Annotated in this window: 25 protein-coding genes; 13 read left to right on the top strand and 12 right to left on the bottom strand. The window is 34.2% G+C overall.

The window, feature by feature from the left end; translation table 11 throughout:
* Positions 1-100: 100 nt before the first annotated feature.
* From CRV04_RS02805 to CRV04_RS02790, 4 genes are read left to right on the top strand one after another with little or no spacing between them, the layout of a single operon-like run.
* Positions 101-418, top strand: coding sequence for a 4Fe-4S dicluster domain-containing protein (locus CRV04_RS02805; RefSeq protein ID WP_128995179.1), 318 nt, complete (start codon positions 101-103; stop codon positions 416-418).
* A 10-nt stretch (positions 419-428) separates the two neighbouring features.
* Positions 429-1,559: a 2-oxoglutarate synthase subunit alpha gene (locus CRV04_RS02800; protein ID WP_128995177.1), complete on the top strand. Its 1,131-nt coding sequence runs from the start codon at positions 429-431 to the stop codon at positions 1,557-1,559.
* Position 1,560: 1 nt separating this feature from the next.
* Positions 1,561-2,394 carry a 2-oxoglutarate ferredoxin oxidoreductase subunit beta gene (locus CRV04_RS02795; protein WP_128995175.1) on the top strand — a complete coding sequence of 278 codons (834 nt, stop codon included), beginning with the start codon at positions 1,561-1,563 and terminating at the stop codon, positions 2,392-2,394.
* A gap of 9 nt (positions 2,395-2,403) precedes the next feature.
* On the top strand, positions 2,404-2,964 hold the full coding sequence (locus tag CRV04_RS02790; protein WP_128995173.1) for a 2-oxoacid:acceptor oxidoreductase family protein: 561 nt from the start codon (positions 2,404-2,406) through the stop codon (positions 2,962-2,964).
* Positions 2,965-2,996: 32 nt separating this feature from the next.
* On the opposite strand, the gene CRV04_RS02785 is transcribed toward CRV04_RS02790, so the two are convergent.
* The 4 genes from CRV04_RS02785 to rpe all read right to left on the bottom strand — a co-directional run bounded on the left by CRV04_RS02785 (position 2,997) and on the right by rpe (position 6,795).
* On the bottom strand, positions 2,997-4,634 hold the full coding sequence (locus CRV04_RS02785; RefSeq protein ID WP_128995171.1) for a hypothetical protein: 1,638 nt from the start codon (positions 4,632-4,634) through the stop codon (positions 2,997-2,999).
* A gap of 63 nt (positions 4,635-4,697) precedes the next feature.
* Positions 4,698-5,492, bottom strand: coding sequence for a 3'-5' exonuclease (locus CRV04_RS02780; protein ID WP_128995169.1), 795 nt, complete (start codon positions 5,490-5,492; stop codon positions 4,698-4,700).
* Positions 5,482-6,075 carry a phosphoribosylanthranilate isomerase gene (locus CRV04_RS02775; RefSeq protein ID WP_128995167.1) on the bottom strand — a complete coding sequence of 198 codons (594 nt, stop codon included), beginning with the start codon at positions 6,073-6,075 and terminating at the stop codon, positions 5,482-5,484. The genes CRV04_RS02780 and CRV04_RS02775 overlap by 11 nt, the downstream gene beginning before the upstream one ends.
* 78 nt (positions 6,076-6,153) lie before the next feature.
* A complete protein-coding gene (gene rpe, locus CRV04_RS02770) occupies positions 6,154-6,795 on the bottom strand; it encodes a ribulose-phosphate 3-epimerase (RefSeq protein ID WP_128995165.1) in 642 nt (213 codons plus the stop codon).
* Between the two features lie 87 nt (positions 6,796-6,882).
* Here rpe and CRV04_RS02765 point away from each other — a divergent pair, with 87 nt between their 5' ends.
* Positions 6,883-7,893, top strand: a complete 1,011-nt coding sequence (locus CRV04_RS02765; protein WP_128995163.1) for a phospholipase A — start codon at positions 6,883-6,885, stop codon at positions 7,891-7,893.
* On the opposite strand, the gene CRV04_RS02760 is transcribed toward CRV04_RS02765, so the two are convergent.
* Positions 7,890-8,465, bottom strand: coding sequence for an NUDIX hydrolase (locus CRV04_RS02760; RefSeq protein WP_128995161.1), 576 nt, complete (start codon positions 8,463-8,465; stop codon positions 7,890-7,892). The two genes, CRV04_RS02765 and CRV04_RS02760, sit on opposite strands and share 4 nt — an antisense overlap.
* A 73-nt stretch (positions 8,466-8,538) precedes the next feature.
* Between CRV04_RS02760 and CRV04_RS02755 the strand changes: the two genes are divergently transcribed.
* Positions 8,539-9,141, top strand: coding sequence for a hypothetical protein (locus CRV04_RS02755; RefSeq protein ID WP_128995159.1), 603 nt, complete (start codon positions 8,539-8,541; stop codon positions 9,139-9,141).
* Between the two features lies 1 nt (position 9,142).
* Here CRV04_RS02755 and CRV04_RS02750 read toward each other — a convergent pair whose 3' ends face one another.
* A complete protein-coding gene (locus CRV04_RS02750) occupies positions 9,143-9,646 on the bottom strand; it encodes a YajQ family cyclic di-GMP-binding protein (RefSeq protein WP_128995157.1) in 504 nt (167 codons plus the stop codon).
* A 90-nt stretch (positions 9,647-9,736) separates the two neighbouring features.
* Between CRV04_RS02750 and upp the strand changes: the two genes are divergently transcribed.
* Positions 9,737-10,357 (top strand): uracil phosphoribosyltransferase, encoded by a 621-nt coding sequence (gene upp, locus CRV04_RS02745; protein WP_128995156.1) that lies wholly within the window; start codon positions 9,737-9,739, stop codon positions 10,355-10,357.
* Positions 10,358-10,364: 7 nt separating this feature from the next.
* Here the strand turns inward: upp and CRV04_RS02740 are convergent, their stop codons facing one another.
* Positions 10,365-10,745, bottom strand: coding sequence for a DUF423 domain-containing protein (locus CRV04_RS02740; protein WP_128995154.1), 381 nt, complete (start codon positions 10,743-10,745; stop codon positions 10,365-10,367).
* A 48-nt stretch (positions 10,746-10,793) separates the two neighbouring features.
* Positions 10,794-11,045 (bottom strand): helix-turn-helix domain-containing protein, encoded by a 252-nt coding sequence (locus CRV04_RS02735; RefSeq protein ID WP_128995152.1) that lies wholly within the window; start codon positions 11,043-11,045, stop codon positions 10,794-10,796.
* Positions 11,046-11,332: 287 nt separating this feature from the next.
* Here CRV04_RS02735 and CRV04_RS02730 point away from each other — a divergent pair, with 287 nt between their 5' ends.
* The 4 genes from CRV04_RS02730 (at position 11,333) to CRV04_RS02715 (ending at position 15,486) form a co-directional block, all read left to right on the top strand.
* Positions 11,333-11,881, top strand: a complete 549-nt coding sequence (locus CRV04_RS02730; RefSeq protein WP_128995150.1) for a hypothetical protein — start codon at positions 11,333-11,335, stop codon at positions 11,879-11,881.
* Between the two features lie 6 nt (positions 11,882-11,887).
* Positions 11,888-12,622, top strand: a complete 735-nt coding sequence (locus CRV04_RS02725; RefSeq protein WP_128995148.1) for a sensor histidine kinase — start codon at positions 11,888-11,890, stop codon at positions 12,620-12,622.
* A gap of 20 nt (positions 12,623-12,642) precedes the next feature.
* Positions 12,643-14,568: a methyl-accepting chemotaxis protein gene (locus CRV04_RS02720; protein WP_128995146.1), complete on the top strand. Its 1,926-nt coding sequence runs from the start codon at positions 12,643-12,645 to the stop codon at positions 14,566-14,568.
* A 111-nt stretch (positions 14,569-14,679) separates the two neighbouring features.
* Positions 14,680-15,486 carry a fructosamine kinase family protein gene (locus CRV04_RS02715; protein ID WP_128995144.1) on the top strand — a complete coding sequence of 269 codons (807 nt, stop codon included), beginning with the start codon at positions 14,680-14,682 and terminating at the stop codon, positions 15,484-15,486.
* 1 nt (position 15,487) lies between these two features.
* On the opposite strand, the gene CRV04_RS02710 is transcribed toward CRV04_RS02715, so the two are convergent.
* Positions 15,488-16,183, bottom strand: a complete 696-nt coding sequence (locus CRV04_RS02710) for a hypothetical protein (protein ID WP_128995142.1) — start codon at positions 16,181-16,183, stop codon at positions 15,488-15,490.
* Positions 16,184-16,371: 188 nt separating this feature from the next.
* Between CRV04_RS02710 and CRV04_RS02705 the strand changes: the two genes are divergently transcribed.
* The gene (locus CRV04_RS02705; protein ID WP_128995140.1) at positions 16,372-17,604 is read left to right on the top strand and encodes a DEAD/DEAH box helicase; all 1,233 of its coding nucleotides are present in this window, start codon (positions 16,372-16,374) and stop codon (positions 17,602-17,604) included.
* Between the two features lie 2 nt (positions 17,605-17,606).
* Positions 17,607-17,933, top strand: a complete 327-nt coding sequence (locus CRV04_RS02700) for a hypothetical protein (RefSeq protein WP_228126452.1) — start codon at positions 17,607-17,609, stop codon at positions 17,931-17,933.
* Here the strand turns inward: CRV04_RS02700 and CRV04_RS02695 are convergent.
* From CRV04_RS02695 to CRV04_RS02685, 3 genes are read right to left on the bottom strand one after another with little or no spacing between them, the layout of a single operon-like run.
* Entirely contained in the window at positions 17,930-18,304 is a 375-nt protein-coding gene (locus tag CRV04_RS02695) for a S24 family peptidase (RefSeq protein WP_128995136.1), read from the bottom strand. The two genes, CRV04_RS02700 and CRV04_RS02695, sit on opposite strands and share 4 nt — an antisense overlap.
* Entirely contained in the window at positions 18,301-18,825 is a 525-nt protein-coding gene (locus CRV04_RS02690) for a 3'-5' exonuclease (protein WP_128995134.1), read from the bottom strand. Before CRV04_RS02690 ends, CRV04_RS02695 begins: the two co-directional genes overlap by 4 nt.
* Entirely contained in the window at positions 18,822-19,625 is an 804-nt protein-coding gene (locus tag CRV04_RS02685) for an ion transporter (protein ID WP_164969108.1), read from the bottom strand. Before CRV04_RS02685 ends, CRV04_RS02690 begins: the two co-directional genes overlap by 4 nt.
* Positions 19,626-19,665: the final 40 nt, after the last annotated feature.

Here is a 19,665-nt window from a genome sequence, read left to right as displayed (position 1 = left end):
TCCCTATTTTACGAAATATTATATGAATATAGGTTATTATCATAACATTAATATTTGAGTTTATTCTCATGTATTTATCTACTAAAATTAAGGGGAAAAAATGGCAATTATGGAAGCTCCTGCAAATACTCCAGTATGGGTAGATACAAACCGATGTAAAGCATGTGATGTATGCGTATCTGTTTGTCCTGCTGGTGTGCTTGCAATGAAACCAGAACCAACTTCGACTTTAGGTGCAATGATTTCTATTGTAGCAAGTGAATCATGTATTGGTTGTACGGATTGTGAGTTGTCGTGTCCAGACTTCGCAATCTATGTTGCAGACAAGAAAGAATTTAAATTCGCTAAATTAACCGACGAAGCAAAAGCTCGTGGTGAAGCGATTAAGAATAACAACTACAGAGTTTTAAGCGCTTAAGGGAGAATGAATGGCTAGAGAAATAATTTCAACTGGTAATGACTTGGCAGCAATTGCTGCAGTGGATGCTGGATGTGAGTTTTTTGGTGGATATCCAATTACTCCTTCAAGTGAAGTAATGCACACTATTTCAGATTTACTACCTGCTGCAGGTGGTGCATCGATTCAAATGGAAGATGAGATTGCAGGTATTTGTGCAGCAATCGGTGGTGCTATGTCTGGAAAGAGATCATTAACTGCGACTTCAGGTCCAGGGATTTCTTTAAAATCTGAAAACATTGGTCTTGCGTATATTGCAGAAGTTCCATTAGTAATTGTTAACGTCATGAGAGGTGGTCCATCGACTGGTCTTCCAACTCGTGTTGCTCAAGGAGATATTTTACAAGCAAAATCTCCAACACACGGAGATTATAAATCAATCACGTTATGTGCAGGTACACTCTCTGAATGTTATACTGAAACGGTAAGAGCATTTAACCTTGCAGACAGATTCATGCAACCTGTATTTGTACTTTTAGATGAAACCATTGGTCACATGAGTGGTAAAGCTGTACTGCCTACTTTAGAAGAGGTAAAAGCAGGTATCAAACCAAGAGCTACATTTGATGGTCCAGCAAAAGAGTATGAGCCATACAATGTTCCTAATGACCAACCAGCCGTATTGAACCCAATGTTTAAAGGGTACAGATACCACTATACTGGTCTTCACCATGACTTTAACGGTCACCCAACTGAAGATGAGCAAATGTGTGATGACTTAATGAAAAGATTGTTCAGAAAAGTTGAAAACTACACTGATGAAATTGAGTCAAATGAAGAGTATATGTTAGATGATGCAGAGATTATGATTATTGCATACGGTTCAATGGCTTTATCTGTTAAAGAAGCTGTTAACAGATTAAGAGCAGAAGGAATTAAAGTAGGTATGTTCAGACCAATTACTTTATGGCCAAGCCCTGCAAAAAGAATCAAAGAGTTATGCGACAAAATTCAAAAAGTATTGGTAACTGAGTTAAACTTAGGTCAATACTTAGAAGAGATTCAAAGAGCAAGTGGACGACAAGATTTCGATACGTTGTTTAAAGCAAACGGTCGACCAATTGCACCTCTTGAAATCGTTGAAAAAGTGAAAGGAATGTAAGATGGCATTTAATTATGATGAATATTTAAGAACTAATAAAATGCCAACACTATGGTGTTGGGGATGTGGAGATGGTGTTATTTTAAAAGCACTTATCCGAGCAATTGATAAACTTGGATGGAACATGGACGATGTGTGTGTTGTATCTGGTATTGGGTGTTCAGGACGATTCTCATCTTACATCAACTGTAATACCATTCACACTACTCACGGTAGAACAATTGCGTATGCTACGGGTGTTAAATTAGCGAACCCAGATAAACACGTAATTTGTGTATCAGGTGACGGTGATGGACTTGCAATTGGTGGTAACCATACCATTCATGGATGTAGAAGAAATATCGATATTAACCATATCGTTGTCAACAACTTCATTTACGGGTTAACAAACTCTCAAACTTCTCCAACTACGCCTCAAGGTATGTGGACAGTTACAATGAAACGAGGAAACATTGACCCTACATTTGATGCTTGTAAATTAGCTATTGGAGCAGGAGCATCATTTGTTGCAAGAGAGACGATGCTTGATCCTAAAAAACTTGAAAGAGTATTTGTTAAAGGTTTAGAGCACAACGGTTACTCTTTCTTTGATATTTTCTCAAACTGCCACGTTAACTTAGGTAGAAAAAACAAAATGAACTCAGCAATGGCAAACTTAGAGTGGATTGACTCTATTACAGTTGCAAAAACAAAGTTTGACAAAATGAGTGAAGAAGAACAAAAAGGGTTATTCCCAACTGGTATCTTAAAACAAGACACAGAAGCTGCTGAATATACTGATATGTACAAAAAAGTACAAGAAGCACATCAGAATAAAACAGCGGTTCAACTATAAGGAGACACAATGGCTAGAACATTAATGAGATTTACAGGTGTTGGTGGACAAGGTGTACTTCTTGCTGGATCTATTTTTGCTGCTGCTAAAATTAAAGCGGGTGGAAATGGTTTAAAAACTTCTACATATACCTCACAAGTAAGAGGTGGAGCAACCGTAGTTGATATTACTTTAGAAGATGGTGAAATATTATTTCCATATGCAAATGATGGTGAAATTGATTTCATGCTTTCAGTTGCACAAGTATCTTATGACCAGTTCAAAAAAGGTGTTAAACCAGGCGGAGTTATTGTAATTGAACCTAACTTAGTTACACCAACTGAAGAGGACAGACAAAAATGGAAGATTTATGAGATTCCAATCATCACCATTGCTAAAGAAGAAGTCGGAAACGTGATTACACAATCCGTTCTTGCTCTTTCTATTGCAAACTATATGACGGGTGAAACTGTTGATAATGAAATTTTAAGAACAACAATGCTTTCAAAAGTACCTGCAAAAGTACACGATATCAATAACAAAGCGTTTGACTTAGGATTAAAATACGCTGCAGAAGCAAAACAAATCTAATTATAAACAGCCAATTGGCTGTTTATAACCTATCATTTTCTGAATTTTTTCAACTTTGGATTCCAACCATCGCGGTCATACCCATCTTTATCATATCCATTTTTATCATAACCTCTTTGGTCATATCCTTTCGCATCAAATATCTGTTTTCCTCGTATTCTTAACTTTGGATTCCATCCATGTTTGTTATAACCATGTACATCTAAACCATTCATATCGTAGCCTAATTTATTGTACCCTTTTTTATTATATCCCCTGTAGTCATATCCTTCTTGGTCGTATCCATCTTTATCAAACTCTTTAACAACTTTTTTTGTAAATTCAAACTTGCCATTATTAAGATTATAATTCTTCTCATCTTCTAAAAAGAAATAATACTCTTCAACTCTAGTTGGTTTTGTTTTCTCTCCTTCTAATCTTTTTCCTACAAAATAAAACTTACCATCATCTTTTTGTAAAGAGGTTCCTCCATTATAAAAAGAGAAGTTGTATCGTTCATCTTTTAACTGTGAAGAGAAGTCCAACCTTTCTAACGTGAAAGATTGGTTGATTTCTTCATTTGTAAAGTTATCTTCAAATACTTTTTTATCTTTGCTTTGATTAAATGCCTTTAATTTGTCAAAACATAACTTCTCCACATGAACTAAAGTCTTATCGTAAATTCTATTTGCTGTTTTACGTGATTCTTCTATGAAATACTCTTTTTTGTTCTTATTTTTACAAACCAAAAAGTTCAATCCATTGACGCGTTCTATCTTACAATCACGATTAAACTTCTCATTTAATTGCTGTTCGTAGGTCTGTTTAAAATTTAATTTATGTTTCAACTCTTCACCGTTGACCACACTATAACCTATGGATGAACACGCTTTATCAGCTGTAACATACTCTTCAATCTTTGTTGAGATTGGAAACAGTGTCTCTTTTTTATTTTTATGATATTCTCTTTGTACATGAGCAAAGCCTGCTTTTCCTATGCATAAAGTTTTTAAGTTGGCATCATAGTTCAATTTAAGATTATCTTCATTCGTAAGGCACTGTTTTAAAAAGATTTTGGCATTTTTCTCTTGTTCTAACGCTTTTATTTGTTTAATTTCAGCTATTGTTTTCGTTTTTGTAGGCAATACTGCCGCTTTATCTAATGAGTTTAAGATTACTTCAAACAGATCATCCAGCTTTGTATTATTACTAAAAACTAACGTAAAATCACCTTTCCAAATCACTTTGGGAGACTCATTTCTAAAAACGTTATTGATTTTAGTAGAATCAATATCCCCTTTCCAATTTTTTGTAATATATTCTATGTCTTCAATTTGCACCGTAACTCCAATAACACTTGGCTTACAACCACTGTTTCTGTTATTCGTTTGGTATTTATTTAAAATTAATTTAGTGATATATCTTGGATTTTTTTCCAAGTTAACAATTTGAATATCACGTGCTCGATATTCATCATGTAGAATCGTACTTTTGGATAAATGTTGACGGGTATTCTCTATCGCCTTTTGACAAATACTGCCATTTGGAACATTAAAACTACCCGATACAAACGCTATTGTACTCTCTTTTATGGATCCATAACTTTTATCCATCTGTATATTTTGAACACCTGTGGTTGCACAACCCGATAACAAAATAAGGATGCAAACACCCAATATTATATGTTTCATTTTTCACCTTTTATCTATTTAAAAAATGTTACATAAAAAAGACTAACAGACGTATAAAAAAATTTATGATTTTAAGATATTGTCAGATTTTGAAAATACAATGAGCTCTTCAACGGTTTTTACCTCTTTGGGCAAGTTTTTCAATGAGTTTTCAAATATATGTGTGGTACTGATTGCATCATTAAGTGCACGGTGTTGTTTGTGTGTATCAATATCGAGTAACTCTTTTAAAAAGTCCAATCCATAACGTTGTGCAAAAATGGTTCGTTTGGCCAAATCAATTGTACATAACTTTCTGTTTTGAAGTTTTCCTAAATCATATTTCTCAAATGAGTCAGAGATAAATTTATAATCAAACTTAATATCATGGGCTACAAAAACATCGTCTTCTAAAAAGAGTTTAAACTCTTCTAATACCTCTTTAAGAGGTGGGGCTCCCACAAGCATATCTGGTGTAATATTGGTGACGTCTTGAACATATGCAGGAATATCTTTGGCATAAACCAAAGAGTCATACTGTTCTATGACTTTACCATTTTTGATTTTTACTGCACCCAGTTCAATGATTTGTCCTTTGTGTGCATTGCTTCCATTGGTTTCAATGTCAACAATACAAAAGGTTTGTTCACTGATGAAACGTTTTGAGGTGAGCAAACTCACTTTATCATTTTCTACAACAATTGGTAAGCCGTTGGATATGAGCAATTCCAGTTCTAATTGTGGATTTTCAAAAAAGTTGGTCTCAATTTTTGAAAGCAATTCTAAAAACTCTTCAAGCGCATAGTCTCTTTTTCGAAGCTTATTAACCAAAAGCTCCAACGCGTTGACTTGAGGATGTCTCTTCTTTCTAGATTTCATGCGCTTTACTTACAAAGTCAATCATCTTTTGATCATCTTTTTTACGTTTTGAAGCCTCTACGCCACTGCTGACATCCACACCATAAAAGTTATATCCATGAAGCTCTTTAAGATTTCGCGCTTTAAGACCACCTGCAAGAATGATTTTAGAACAATCCACATCATCAAACCACTCTAAAGCCACACGTTTACCTTCTCCTCCAAAGGAAGGAACAAAGGCATCCACAAGCACATATTCATCTTGAATATTTAGAATATCCTCTTTACTTTGGGCTCGAATAACTCGAACATGTTTGATGTTGAGTTGTTTATAATTTAATTGATTATTATCATCAATGATTTGTGCCAGTTGCATTTTGGCTTCAGCTGAGATTTGGTTAATGATGGTTTCACTCTCATTGACAAACAGTCCCACTGTTTGTATGAAAGGAGGAATTGCTTCTACAATCTCTCGTGCTTGTTTTGAGGTGATATAACGAGGTGATTTTTCATAAAAAACAAACCCTAAAGCATCTGCGCCTGCTTTAATGGCATTGAGTGCATCTTCTAAATTGGTAATCCCACATATTTTAACTCTGCTCAATCATTAACCTTCTTTTAAAGTATAAAAATAATAACCTATTTCCAGTAAAAGAGCGATTAACAGCCCTTTGTATTACTGTTAAACTTGTAAACTTTTAATTGCTTGTGCATAATCAGGCGCACCATAGACATATGAACCAGCCACAACAATATCCACACCTGCTTCTTTTAAGATATGGATATTTTTATCATTGACTCCACCATCGACTTCAATCAGGCAGTTTGGATTTCTTTTTTCAATAAGTGCTTTGAGTTTTTTCGTCTTTTCAACAACATTTTCAATGAACTTTTGTCCACCAAAACCTGGGTTTACAGACATTAAAAGAACCATGTCTAAATCTTCAAGCAAATACTCAATACTTTCAGGGGTTGAGTGGGGGTTTAAAACAATAGCAGGTTTAATTCCCAAGCTTCTGATTTTTTGAATCACACGGTGTGGATGCTTTTCACTCTCAATATGAAAAGAGATATATTCGGGTTTAAGTGGGGCAAAAAGATCAATAAAAAAGCTGTTATTCTCCACCATCAAGTGTACGTCTAAAGGTTTTGTTGCCACTTTTGCAACCGGACTAACGACCACTGGTCCAATCGTCATATTCGGCACAAAATGTCCATCCATCACATCCACGTGAATCAAATCACATCCACCATCACATATTGCTTTTATCTCTTCATTTAATTTTCCAAAATCGGCTGAAAGTATTGAAGGTGCTACTAACATTAAGACCCTTTATAAACTGTTTTCGGGATTATATCATTTTATCTTTTCAAAATCAAAATCAAAGCATACACACACTAAAATATTAACATGAAAAAATCGATACTTTTACTCTTTTTAACCATATCCACTCTTTTGAGTCAAGATGAACAAATCAAAAAAGCGATGCAGCTTGAAGAAGCGGGGCAATATAAAGAGGCGATGTTGATTTATAAACAACTGGCTTTAAAAAATGAAGATACAAAAGAAGAGTTAGAGGCCACGCTTCAAAGTATGGATGAAGTGGAACAAGAGAAAGTCAATCTCAAAAATGGATTAAATCACATCAAAAAGGCTTTTAAAGAAGTGGAAGATAAAACCACCAACAGTGCTATTGAACAAGCTTTGTCTTCAGCTTTTAATATCTATCCGTATAAAGAGAACTACTTTTTACCCATCAGTTATGACACAAAATCACGTGAAGACAGAGACAGAAATGAAGCGAAATTTCAAATCAGTATTAAAAAACCCATCAGTTATAACCTTTTTGGTTTAAAAGAGACATTGAACTTTGGATACACACAAACCTCGTGGTGGCAAATCTATTCGGACTCATCCCCTTTTAGAGAGACCAATTATCAACCTGAAATCTATATGTTAGCACCCTATTTTAATCATGAAGAATCCACTTTAAAAGCATATAAAATAGGTTTTCTACATGAATCCAACGGTCAACATGGAAATGATTCGAGGTCATGGAACCGCCTCTATTTAGAAGGTTATTTTCAATTTGAAAACTTTTTTGCTGTTCCACGCGTTTGGTACCGAATTCCTGAGAAAAAAAGTGATGATGATAATCGTGATATTGAAGACTACTTAGGGTACGGTGATTTGAATTTAATTTATGCTTATGGAGAGCATACGTTTAAACTTTTACTGCGTAATAACTTAAAATTCAATGATGATAACAAAGGGTTTGCACAAGCCAGTTGGCTTTTCCCTTTTCCTGGAAGCAAAGATACTTTTGGTTATATTCAACTCTCAAGCGGTTATGGTGACAGCTTGATTGATTATGACCATGAGATTAACCGCATTGGGTTTGGTATTTCGCTCTCACGTTAAAGCGATTTGATGTTTTCAAAAAACCAATAAAATGAGAAAATTAGCCCCGGTGTTTTGGCTTTTTCTTCATCATAAACAAATGCTTTTGCTTCTTTAAAAGGCAGATACAAAAGTTCAATTTGTTCATCATGAACTCCCCCTCCTTCATGCATTTTCATGCTCTCATCAATGCAAGCAAAAAAGAGATGTTGTTTCGCACCACTCACACCCACATTGGTATAAAACGAAGTGATTTTTTGAATGTTCTCTAAAGCCACATTATAGCCGCACTCTTCATCAATCTCCTCTTTGACAATCTCTTCAAGTGATTTATCTTTATCAATAATACCTGCACACAATTCATAAGTAAAAGTTTTACTTTCATCATTTAAGTATACAGGTGGTCGAAACTGCTTGACCAAAACAAAAGCATCTTGTTGCGTATGATAAAGCAACACAGCAACACTATCAAAGCTTTGTACTGCTTCCCACGCTTTTTGCTTACCGTTTTGTTCATAGGTCAACTTCACAGGGTGCACAAATCGAGTCTGCGTTAAAGGGTGCTTTTTAAAATCTTTGATGATGTTATTCATTTTTAATACGCCTTGATTATAATTAAGTCTTCTTATCTTATAATTGAATTATATTATCAATAAGGATACCATGATGCAACTTAAATATGCAGGTCCCAAACCCATGATTTCAGAACACGGAATCAGTTTTAAAGATGGGAAAGAGGACAAATATGTCTATTTAATCATTGCCATTCAAATACTCACAGCCATTGACCATTGCGATTATACAAGTGACTCTTTTTGTTACAGTAATAACACTCAAAGACTCAATGAAAAGGAGATGTTAAAAGTGATTTTGCACTACCATCCTGACATTGAAAAAACCATGACAAAAGAGATCAATGACTATTTGGTTCATTTAGATGAAGAGATTGAAGAAGTGAAACAACACCGTCTTTTAAGCTCAATAGAAAAAGAGGCTTTTGTAGGAAATTTACAAGTAATGAAAGAGTATAAACTGCAACGTGCTAAAAATAAAATTTTTTATATGCATATTATTGATACAATTGTTGAAGTAATTAAAGCTAAAAAAATCAAAAAGATACAAACACCATTTTATGAGAGGTTTTGGCACACTTTGCAGACCATTCAAGGGCATCTGTCCTCTACACGAAATACGCTGAATCCTGAACTGAAAATTTTAGAAGAGGCAAACGGCTTAGAAGCCGTTTTAAAAATTCACAATAATTTTTGATCTATCGAAAATTATCAAAAACCAAAGGCGCTTTGAGTTCTAAACTTCGCAAGTGTTTCATCACTTCTTGTAAATCATCAATATTTTTACCCGTCACTCGTATCTCATCGCCTTGATTAACAGCAGTGACTTTGAGTTTAAGTTTTTTAATCTCATTTTGAATCGTTTTGGCTTCATCTTTTTCAATACTGTCTATAATTTTATAACTGTATTTTTTATTTCCGCCACTGGCATCCTCTTTTTTTACCTCTTCAAGTGAATTAATAGAGATCCCTCTTTTATTCATTTTAGAAATCAAAACATCATAGATTGCTTCTACTTTATTGTCCGTTGCACTTAATAATACCACTGACTTTGCTGCTTCATTGAGGTTAATCTCTTTAGTAACCCCTTTAAAGTCATATCGATTGTCCACCTCTTTTTGTGCTTGAACAACCGCATTTTTCATCTCTTGCATGTCCAATTTTGCTGAAATATCAAAATGATGTTCTTTTGCTTTTGCCATACGTCTGTCCTTAAATCTTTTTTTATATCTTACCAAAAAAAATTTATAAAGAAATTTGATACAATACAGTATGAATTAAAAGGAGCCCCAATGTATCAAGAAAGCTCAAATGCTGTGATTAAACATCTGGTCAATATTCTTCGCGACACCAATACCAAACCGCATGAATTTAGAAGTTATATCGAACAAATTGCAAAACTGTTGGTCTGTGAAGCGTTTAACACCCATGAAACTTTTTCAAAAACCATCACAACATGGCAAGGACCTCTCAATACTACCTTTATTGATGAAAAAAAATTGGTTTTTATTCCTATTTTAAGAGCAGGCGAACCGATGCTCAATGGAGTGTTCGAGATATTTAAACATGCCCAAAGTGGTTTTTTAGCCATGAAACGTGATGAAACAACTGCAAAAAGTCATCTTTTTTATGAGAAATTGCCTGACTTAAAAGGCAAAATAGTGGTACTTCTTGACCCCATGGTTGCTACAGGAGGAAGTTTAAGTGATGGCATTGATGTGGTCAAACAGCATGAACCCAAAGAGATTATTACGCTTAATATTATTGGCTCATCACATGGAGTGCAAAGAGTCAATGACCTACACAGTGATATTCACATGTACATTGCACAAATTGATGAAAAGCTCAATGAAAACAACTATATCTGTCCAGGATTGGGAGATGCAGGTGATCGAGCATTTAACACACTCTAAGAGTGTGTTAATCTCGTATTATTCCAATAAGTAAAATAATCCAAGCTATAATCATCGTAACACCACCAATGGGCGTAATCATTCCTAACATAGGCACATTAAAAAGCACTAAGAAATAGAGTGAAAAGGAGAAAATCACCACACCAACAAGCATGAGAATACCTGCAATGTTAATATAATTCTCTTCAGGTTTGAAATGGGCACAAAAAGCAACCACAAACATACCTAACGCATGATAAAACTGATACTCCACACCCGTATGAAACACTTTAAGCATTTCAGGAGAGACTAAACTTCTTAATCCATGAGCTCCAAAAGCTCCAAAACCAATCGCTAAAGGCATCAAAAGTGAGCCCAAGATTAAAAACTTTTTTGTATTTGCATTCATTATTCACTTCCAATTTTTTTTACAGTATAGCACAACTTTTGTAACATTTCATTTTAAGAACTCATGCGGTTGCATATCAAATAATTTTGCAATTTTATATATGTGTTCAAGATTAAAATGCTTGTTGTATTTTAAGTTTTCACAATTAGAATAAAATGCAACTGACTTGATACCAAGCTCTAATGCAACATCTAATTGACTCATATTTTTTTGCAATCTCACTCTTTTTATGTTACGAGAAATACGACGATAAAACCTGGTTATTTCCTCCTCATCTATATTTGAAAAATCAACTTCCATTTTTTATCCTATAGGATATAGTGACAATATAACTATATCGTTATAATTGCATTTAATCTTTACTCTATAGGATAAATATAATTGAATTCTATAATTCATAGTAATTTTTAATAAATAACACCGTATCAAAAAAACAATTATAAGTTGTTTTTATATTTTTATTGACTTATTCTGCTCTGAACTTCCAATAATTAAGAGCACGTTTGCACAAAGTCACATTTCGTTTTGTTTGGCACATTATACTTGATTTACATAAAGAATACATAATTTAGGGGAGATTACTTTTTATGAACACCACTTCAAATAATGCGGTTCCCTACCACTTACAACATATTATCAATACGAATACTTTGTTTGATAGTGTGATCAACAACGAACCAGAAAAAAAGATATTCTGTCTGAACAGTTGCATTGAACAATCAGTTGAAACACTACAACAACTCTTTAAACTTTATAATATTTCTGTTTTAAATCACTGTGAAAAAATTGAATGTAATTCCTACGAAGAACATTTTCGTTTGATTATTTTAAATATTCTTAACTCTATTTTATTCACAATATCAAGCAAACCCACCAACAAAAAGAAAGTCATATTTATAGAATCCTTTACCAAAAATCAACTCAATGAGTTGGAGCTTCATTTTAATGTAAGCTCCTCTTCTAAATCCTTTACATCACCTGCATATTTAGAGAGTATTTATGGTCATTATATTCATCAAAAAATCATCAATCAAACCATCAATGCAAGATTGAATATTGTCCATTCAGAGTTTATGCATAACAACCAAAAGTACTCTGGACAAACCTATATTTTACAATCTAAAACGATGCACTAGTGGGACATGATGCCTGATACTCAATTTGATAAAAAATCCCAAAAACTTCTTCAAGTTGCCGAAGTCATGCAAAACATCATGCATCAATGGAAACAACCGCTCTACGCGATTTATACACTTTCAAGTGGCACACTTTTAAAAAGAGAGTTGGGACTTTGTAAAGAGGAGCATTATAAAGAGACGTTAGAGTCCATCAACCAAAACATTGAGCATCTTTTAACAACCATGAACTATTTTAACGATTTTATTCATCAAAAAAATTATGTTCAACCTTTCAGTTTAAAACAATCCATTTTAAGCTCCATCAATATCATTCAACCCCTTCTGAATAACAATCAAATAGAGGTTTTTTCCGAATTGGATGAAGCCACGTTATTTGGCATTGAAGTGGAGTTTATGCAAGTTATTTTAAACATTTTAAACAACTCCATTTATGCACTGTATGAATACAACTTACATAAAAGAAATCTGATTTTTATCCGGGCGTGCGTCAAAGACAAATTGATTGTTTTAAGTATTAAAGACAGTGCGGGAGGTATCCCTTTTGAAGACACCAACATCATCTTCACCAAACACTTTACATCCAAATCCCCAACAAAAGGGAGTGGAATAGGACTCTGTATGGTTAAAAAAATCATTGAAGAACATATGCATGGCAGCATAAAAGTTCAAAACTCTAAATTTACATATGAAGGCGAACACTATTGTGGAGCAGAGTTTACAATCACATTTATAAAATAATCTTAATAAAGGAATCACTTATGTTTACTCATTTAAACACCAAAAAAAAGCTGTTTTTATTTCCGCTTTTTTTTATTGTCATTGTATTTTTTACAACATTCATTTACCAACACTACAGTTCCATTGCAAATATCAGGAACACTGCTGCAAGCAAAAGTGAACTGCTTGTTCAAAATCTTCTTAACGCAAGAATTGCCGTGTATCAGTTTTTACGTAATCCTTCACAACAAACTGCACTTAATGTTGAAAATCAGTTTGAATTTTTAAAAAAAGAGGTAACCGTATTTCAATCAGGTCTGTCTGCGAAAAAAAATGTTGAATTATGTGATGGAATCATAAACGATATCCAAAGTTATCTTAACTATTTTTATACGTTTTCAGAAATGAAAATAGAACAAACACAACAAGCAAATCAAACTAAAGACTCTTTAGAAATGGAACAAACCGTACAAAAAATGGTCAATATTGGATTGAAAATTGCCAAAGATTTAGAACATATTAATCAAAGTGCTATTACATTAAAAGAGGATGCTGTTACTCAACTCAATACCATTTTAATAGCTCTTGTAATTATTGCTATTATCATCTTTATACTGGTATCGTTGGTTATTTCCAATACGGTTTTAAAATCGATTGAAGAGTTTAAATCGGGCTTATTGAGTTTTTTCAATTACTTAAATCGAGAACAAGATAACATCTCCTTTTTAAATGATACATCCAAAGATGAATTTGGAGAGATGGCCAAAGTGGTAAATGTCAATATTCAAAAAACACAAAAAGGCATCGAAGAGGATCGAGAACTCATTGATCAAACCATCACAGTGTTAAATGAGTTTGAAAGTGGAGATTTATGTCAAAGATTAGAAGGCAATGTCTCTAATCCTGCTTTACAAGAACTCAAAAATGTACTCAACAAAATGGCCGATAATTTAGAGAACAACATTGATGCCATCCTCTCTATTTTAGAAGAGTACAGTCAATACACCTACTTAAATCGGATTAAAACCGAAGGACTTAAAGAGCATTTACTTAAACTTGCAACGGGAGTGAACAGTTTAGGTGATTCCATTACTGGTATGTTGGTTGAAAGTAAAACCAATGGACTTATTTTAGATAACAGTTCAAACATACTGCTTAAAAATGTCGATATGCTTAATGCCAGTTCCAACGAAGCAGCTTCTTCACTTGAAGAGACAGCCGCTGCTCTTGAAGAAATCACAAGTAATATCCGACACAACACCGATAACATTGCACAAATGGCAACCTACTCTAATAATGTAACACAATCGGCACAAGAGGGGGCAAAACTAGCCAATGCAACCAATAAATCAATGGATGAAATTAACGATCAAGTCAACTCAATCAATGAAGCCATTACGGTCATTGATCAAATTGCTTTCCAAACCAATATCCTTTCACTCAATGCTGCTGTTGAAGCTGCCACTGCAGGTGAAGCAGGAAAAGGGTTTGCAGTCGTTGCGCAAGAAGTAAGAAATCTTGCAAGCAGAAGTGCAGAAGCAGCCAAAAAGATAAAATTTTTAGTGGAAAATGCAACAACTAAAGCCAATGAAGGTAAATCCATTGCCAGTGATATGATTGAAGGGTATGAAAAACTCAACCAAAACATTTCACAAACCATTGAAACCATCTCCAATATTGAAAATGCTTCAAAAGAGCAACTTGTTGGTATTGAACAAATCAATGATGCCGTTAATCAACTTGACCAACAAACTCAACAAAATGCAATGGTCGCATCACAAACTCATGATGTGGCAATCAAAACAGACAGTATTGCTAAAATGATTGTGGATGATGCCAATAAAAAAGAGTTTAAAGGTAAAGACTCCATTCATATTGAAGAAGAAGTTGCTCAAGAGCAGATTAAAAAACCCAAAGTAAAACCCACAGAAACCGTTCAAAAAGAGCAAGAGTGGGAAGATTTCTAAAGGTATTGTAGTAAACTCACTTCTGAATGAAACATTGTGACTAGATGGTATGATTTAATTATTATTTATTCTATTGTGCTACAATGTAACAACTTCTTTCGGAGGTGATTTATGACAACACATACAACAAGAACACTTTTATCTCAAAGTTCAATTGCCTCAATTTACAAAATCCACACTAAAAATGAAACACACATCTTAAAAGAATCAAGTGATGCAAAAATTGTTGAAATTGAAGCCTTTATGCTCAACTATTTAAAAAAACATGGATTAAATGTACCTGATATTATCTCTATGAAAGATAATCTCTTAACAACGCAGTATATTCCTGCTCAAAGCACATTGACAACTCAACACGAAGAGATCATAGCTCTGCAACTTTCAAAGTTACACCAACACACCCAGGAAACCTATGGGTTTGAGATGAATACAACGATTGGTGGTTATTTGCAATCCAATCTTACTAAAAAATCATGGATTGATTTTTTTATCGAACAACGTATTTTGAGTTTCGCGATTTTAGCATTTGAAGAGGGAGCCATAGAGCTTGATTTATTAAGACGCATTGAATCTTTTACAGATAAAATTCCCAACTATTTATATGAACCTAAACAACCCTCTTTATTACATGGAGATGTCTGGAACGGTAATATCATTCCCACAAAAGAGAGTGTTTATTTCATTGATCCTGCCATTTATTATGGACACAATGAAGTTGAACTGGCATTTATTAAAATGTTTAACACATTAGGCGATGTTTTTTATAATACCTATGATGAGCTCAATCCCATAGAAAAAGGGTTCTTTGAAGAGAGAGTGGATATTTACAACCTCTACTCCTATTTGGTTCATGTTCGAGCTTTTGGGGTGAGTTATATGAATGGTATTGAACGTATTTTAAAGAAGTTTGGTTTTTAAATTAAACTCCTTTAAGTAACACTTTCATCCAGTTTGTTTTATTATCTTTATCAACTTTTGATGACGTTTTTCCCTCTTTAATCTCTACAGCAGTTTCAACCGCTTCTTCTGCTTGGCCTGCTGTTTCTTGTTGAGAGGTAAGCTCTTTTAATTCCTCTTGAACCGCTTCTTGTTTGTCTGTTTTTTTATCGGCATAGACATTATAAATATATTGTTGATGTGGTTCTATTTCAATACTCTCATCAATCTCAAAATTGAGTGCACGATTGATTAAATCTTCTTTATAAAACGTTACAAACTGCTGATATGTATGAAAGTCAACAAACTTGTGATGGCGCCCTGGAAATTTGAGTTTAAGATGTTCAGTGAGTGTGTCGTACTGTTTTCTGGTATCGTGTATCCCTTTGACAACTGCAGTGATAGCATCAATGTCTCGCAAAAGAATGTTCATTGAGATGAATTGTCGATACTCTTGTGGAAACAACTTTGTAATGATACGTACATAATTTCTTTTTTGAAGGTTATCGCAACCCAAAGCATTCAGTTCTTTAATTTGTTCTTGTACGGGCACAAGATTATCAAACCACTCTAAAATTTGGTTTTTGTTCTCTTTGATGATGGTTTCAAAATGGCCACGACCAAAATAGTTGCTTTTACTGTTTTTAATCTTGTCACTGATGATACTCATTTTTCTCATGACTTGCCTTTAAAGAATAATTTTATTTATTATACTTGAAGAAGCTTAAATTCTTTATTGTTTCTTAGCAAGTTCTATATTTTTTCCATTGAGTTTGTTATTTTTATATTCTCATGTTATAATCCGTTTACTTTTTATACTATTTACCATAAGGACACATCATCAAAGCATTTGAAACACTCAATTTAATGCCGCAAATCATCAAAGCTCTTCAAGAAGAAGGGTATGAAAAACCAACGGCCATACAAAAAAAAGCCATACCCATTGCTCTAAATGGGAAAGATGTATTGGGCACCGCACAAAGTGGTACGGGGAAAACCGCTGCATTTTTACTGCCCATACTTCAAAATATCAGCCAACAAAAAAAAGAGAAAGAGACCATTTTACGAGCACTTATTTTAGTTCCCACAAGAGAACTGGCCGCACAAGTTGCTAAAAACATCTCTCACTATTCACGACACTTAGACATTACCCATGCAATAGCTGTAGGGGGATTAAGCGCTAAAGAACAAGCGAAGAAAATTGAAAAGGGTATTGATATTTTAGTGGCAACGTCAGGTCGACTCATGGAACATATTCAAAATAAAAGTGTTGATTTAAGCAGTGTCAATCAAATTGTTCTAGATGAAGTGGATACCATGTTAGATATGGGATTTTTAGAAGATATTGAAGCTATTTTCCCACTTGCAAGTCCCAAACGACAAATCATGATGTACAGTGCTACTTTAACTCAAAATGTAAAAAAACTGGCCAAAGAGTTTCTCTTTGATCCTATGGTGATTGAAGTTGCTGCTCAACGTTCAACCGTTAAAATCATTGAGCAACAAATCATTAAAGTGGATTTTGAAAAAAAAAGAGAACTGCTCTCTTTTTTAATTGGTTCACGAAACTTCCAACAAGTTTTGGTCTTTGCCAACACCAAAGCCTGCGTCGATGAAATTGTTGATACACTCAACTTGGATGGACTTCCTGCACTTGCAATTCATGGAGATATCAAACAACCAGCACGAGCTCGAGCACTTCGTAAGTTTAAAGCGGGTGAGATTCGAGTATTAGTCGCAACCGATATTGCTGCACGTGGAATTGATATTGAAGAGTTGCCTTATGTCATCAATTATGAACTGCCTGAAGGAATACAAGACTACACGCACCGAATTGGACGGACAGGACGAGCAGGAAAAGAAGGTGTTGCCATTACGTTACTTTGCACCAAAGAGTATAAACAAATGGCTGAAATTGAAAAAGAACTCATCATCAATATCCCAAGACAAAGCATTGATGGCTATGAACCCACAGAAAAAGCGCCACGTATGAAGAAACCAAAAACAAAGAAACTCAGCGTCAAAAAAGGGTTAAAAGAGAGAAAACCCAAAACTAAAAAAACCACAAAACGTGATGATAACAGAACTTTTAGGAAATGATGATGGAAACAATACTGAATGAATACGACATGGTAGTAGGCGCACGTTTTGGAAATGGCACCATTCAAGACTATGTGGATGAGGATAATACTTATGGTCTTATTCGCATTGAGGACTCGACTTGTAAATGGTTCTTATACCACAAAGAGGAATCAGATGATTTAAGCCAAAAACTCTATAAAAAAGTAACACTACAGAACAATCATTTCATTCGAAACGACTTTGGAGAAGAGATTGTTCTTTTTGATAAAGAGGGAAGTCTCTCTTTTGAAATATTTATAAAAAAAATAGATGAGTATTTAGATGACCAACTCGGAGAGTTATTTTAAAGATTTGTAAAAGTCAATATGGCTTTTGCAATGATTGCAACCTCTTTAGCTTCATACACTAAATGTGAAAACTCAGGATTAATCGAGACAAAACACTTTTTATCTTCAACCATACTGGCTTTTTTTATCCACATTTTATTCTCATAATCAACTAAAAATATGCCCTCTTCTTCAAAAACTTTTTGCGATAAATCGGCTATAACCAATGCTTTGTCTTTTATCAAAGGTTGCATTGAACGCCCCTCAACTTGAATGACAAACAAAGAAGCAAGTGCATAAGGTGAGGTTAAAAGTTCTTCTGAAAAACTCAACTCTTTTTTAATAACCTTATCATCCATCATTTGATGATACTCTAAAGTAATAGTACTCATACAACCCCTTGCATCTTTTTTAATATTTGAAAGGTTTTGGTCACATCATAAGTGGCACTGTGGTGTTTGCTTTTATCAAACTCAATACCATAATACAGACACACTTCATCCAGTGTGGGATTTTTTATTCTGCCTTGACGATTCAGTGCTTTGACCTTTGGTTTGTTCTCTTTCATGGTACAGATATGGTTTTCAAAGTAGATGATATTTCGTAGATGACGTAACTCAAAACTGATGTTGTGTGCCACAAGCGTACTTGCACCTGCACAAAACTCAATAAACTCCTCATCTTCATTGAAATAACGAGCATACTCTACACCATCTCGTATATCCGAAATCAACTCAGGGGATAACTTATGCACCTCATAGGAGTATGGATTGACAGGATAACGGGAAAAATAGTATCGATGAAACTTATCTAAAACTTTCCACTCACTCTTTTCATAACTTACTTTAACAGCCGCTACTTCAATGACATCACGCTCATTTTGAGTGTTGGTTTCAAAGTCCAGTATAATCACTTTTCACGCTCTTTTATCAGTGCCTTTAACTCTTGAACCTCTTTTAAAAGTTGGTCAATTTTTTCATGTTCTTCATGAATCTCTTGCTTCATATCTTCTTCTTGCAATTTTTGCATCTCGCCAATAATAACAGCCACAAACAAATTAAAGAAAACAAACGCAGCAATGATAACAAAACTGACAAAGTATGCCCACGCCCAAGGGTAGACCTCCATGGCTTCATACATCACATCGGTCCAATCTTCAAAGGTTAAAATTCTAAAAAGAGTCAACATCGCTGTTAAGAAGTTACTCCATAACCCTGAAGGTAAATCTTGGAATACAAAACTCCCAATAATTGCATAGATATAGAAGATGATAAACATGAGTATCACAATATCAATAATCGAAGGTACTGCTTTTATAAGCATATCAATGATACGTTTCAACTCTGGTCGAGCAGTAAAAAGTCGTAAGATTCTAAAGACCCTCATAAGCCGTGCAATGGCTGCAAAAGAGCTGTTTTCTAAAGGCACTAATGTAATGGCCACAATGATAAAGTCAAAATTATTCCACCCATTTTTAAAAAAATCTCGTAAACGCTCTTCTGCAATCATCTTAATGGCAATTTCTATGACAAAATAAATAGTAATCACCCAGTCAAAGATATAAAGAATATTGCCATATGGCTGAGCGGCTTCATCAAGCGTTTTAAACCCCAATACTGAAGCGTATAAAATAATAATAGCTGTGGTAAGATTTGAAAACCAACTGGCATCTCGTATCTCTTTTATTGTCAGCATCATTTTGCTGTTTTTCATTCTGTTCATCCTATATAATCATTTAAATTTTTGAAATTTT

Source organism: Candidatus Marinarcus aquaticus (genome assembly GCF_004116335.1).
GTDB lineage: Bacteria > Campylobacterota > Campylobacteria > Campylobacterales > Arcobacteraceae > Marinarcus > Marinarcus aquaticus.
This window is presented reverse-complemented; position numbering and strand designations above follow the sequence as displayed.

Coding starts and splice junctions, on each gene's coding strand:
- CRV04_RS02805 (WP_128995179.1), top strand. CDS start 101: ATGGCAATTATGGAAGCTCCTGCAAATACTCCAGTATGGGTAGATACA.
- CRV04_RS02800 (WP_128995177.1), top strand. CDS start 429: ATGGCTAGAGAAATAATTTCAACTGGTAATGACTTGGCAGCAATTGCT.
- CRV04_RS02795 (WP_128995175.1), top strand. CDS start 1,561: ATGGCATTTAATTATGATGAATATTTAAGAACTAATAAAATGCCAACA.
- CRV04_RS02790 (WP_128995173.1), top strand. CDS start 2,404: ATGGCTAGAACATTAATGAGATTTACAGGTGTTGGTGGACAAGGTGTA.
- CRV04_RS02785 (WP_128995171.1), bottom strand. CDS start 4,634: ATGAAACATATAATATTGGGTGTTTGCATCCTTATTTTGTTATCGGGT.
- CRV04_RS02780 (WP_128995169.1), bottom strand. CDS start 5,492: ATGAAATCTAGAAAGAAGAGACATCCTCAAGTCAACGCGTTGGAGCTT.
- rpe (WP_128995165.1), bottom strand. CDS start 6,795: ATGTTAGTAGCACCTTCAATACTTTCAGCCGATTTTGGAAAATTAAAT.
- CRV04_RS02765 (WP_128995163.1), top strand. CDS start 6,883: ATGAAAAAATCGATACTTTTACTCTTTTTAACCATATCCACTCTTTTG.
- CRV04_RS02760 (WP_128995161.1), bottom strand. CDS start 8,465: ATGAATAACATCATCAAAGATTTTAAAAAGCACCCTTTAACGCAGACT.
- CRV04_RS02755 (WP_128995159.1), top strand. CDS start 8,539: ATGCAACTTAAATATGCAGGTCCCAAACCCATGATTTCAGAACACGGA.
- CRV04_RS02750 (WP_128995157.1), bottom strand. CDS start 9,646: ATGGCAAAAGCAAAAGAACATCATTTTGATATTTCAGCAAAATTGGAC.
- upp (WP_128995156.1), top strand. CDS start 9,737: ATGTATCAAGAAAGCTCAAATGCTGTGATTAAACATCTGGTCAATATT.
- CRV04_RS02740 (WP_128995154.1), bottom strand. CDS start 10,745: ATGAATGCAAATACAAAAAAGTTTTTAATCTTGGGCTCACTTTTGATG.
- CRV04_RS02735 (WP_128995152.1), bottom strand. CDS start 11,045: ATGGAAGTTGATTTTTCAAATATAGATGAGGAGGAAATAACCAGGTTT.
- CRV04_RS02730 (WP_128995150.1), top strand. CDS start 11,333: ATGAACACCACTTCAAATAATGCGGTTCCCTACCACTTACAACATATT.
- CRV04_RS02725 (WP_128995148.1), top strand. CDS start 11,888: ATGATGCCTGATACTCAATTTGATAAAAAATCCCAAAAACTTCTTCAA.
- CRV04_RS02720 (WP_128995146.1), top strand. CDS start 12,643: ATGTTTACTCATTTAAACACCAAAAAAAAGCTGTTTTTATTTCCGCTT.
- CRV04_RS02715 (WP_128995144.1), top strand. CDS start 14,680: ATGACAACACATACAACAAGAACACTTTTATCTCAAAGTTCAATTGCC.
- CRV04_RS02710 (WP_128995142.1), bottom strand. CDS start 16,183: ATGAGAAAAATGAGTATCATCAGTGACAAGATTAAAAACAGTAAAAGC.
- CRV04_RS02705 (WP_128995140.1), top strand. CDS start 16,372: ATGCCGCAAATCATCAAAGCTCTTCAAGAAGAAGGGTATGAAAAACCA.
- CRV04_RS02700 (WP_228126452.1), top strand. CDS start 17,607: ATGGAAACAATACTGAATGAATACGACATGGTAGTAGGCGCACGTTTT.
- CRV04_RS02695 (WP_128995136.1), bottom strand. CDS start 18,304: ATGAGTACTATTACTTTAGAGTATCATCAAATGATGGATGATAAGGTT.
- CRV04_RS02685 (WP_164969108.1), bottom strand. CDS start 19,625: ATGAAAAACAGCAAAATGATGCTGACAATAAAAGAGATACGAGATGCC.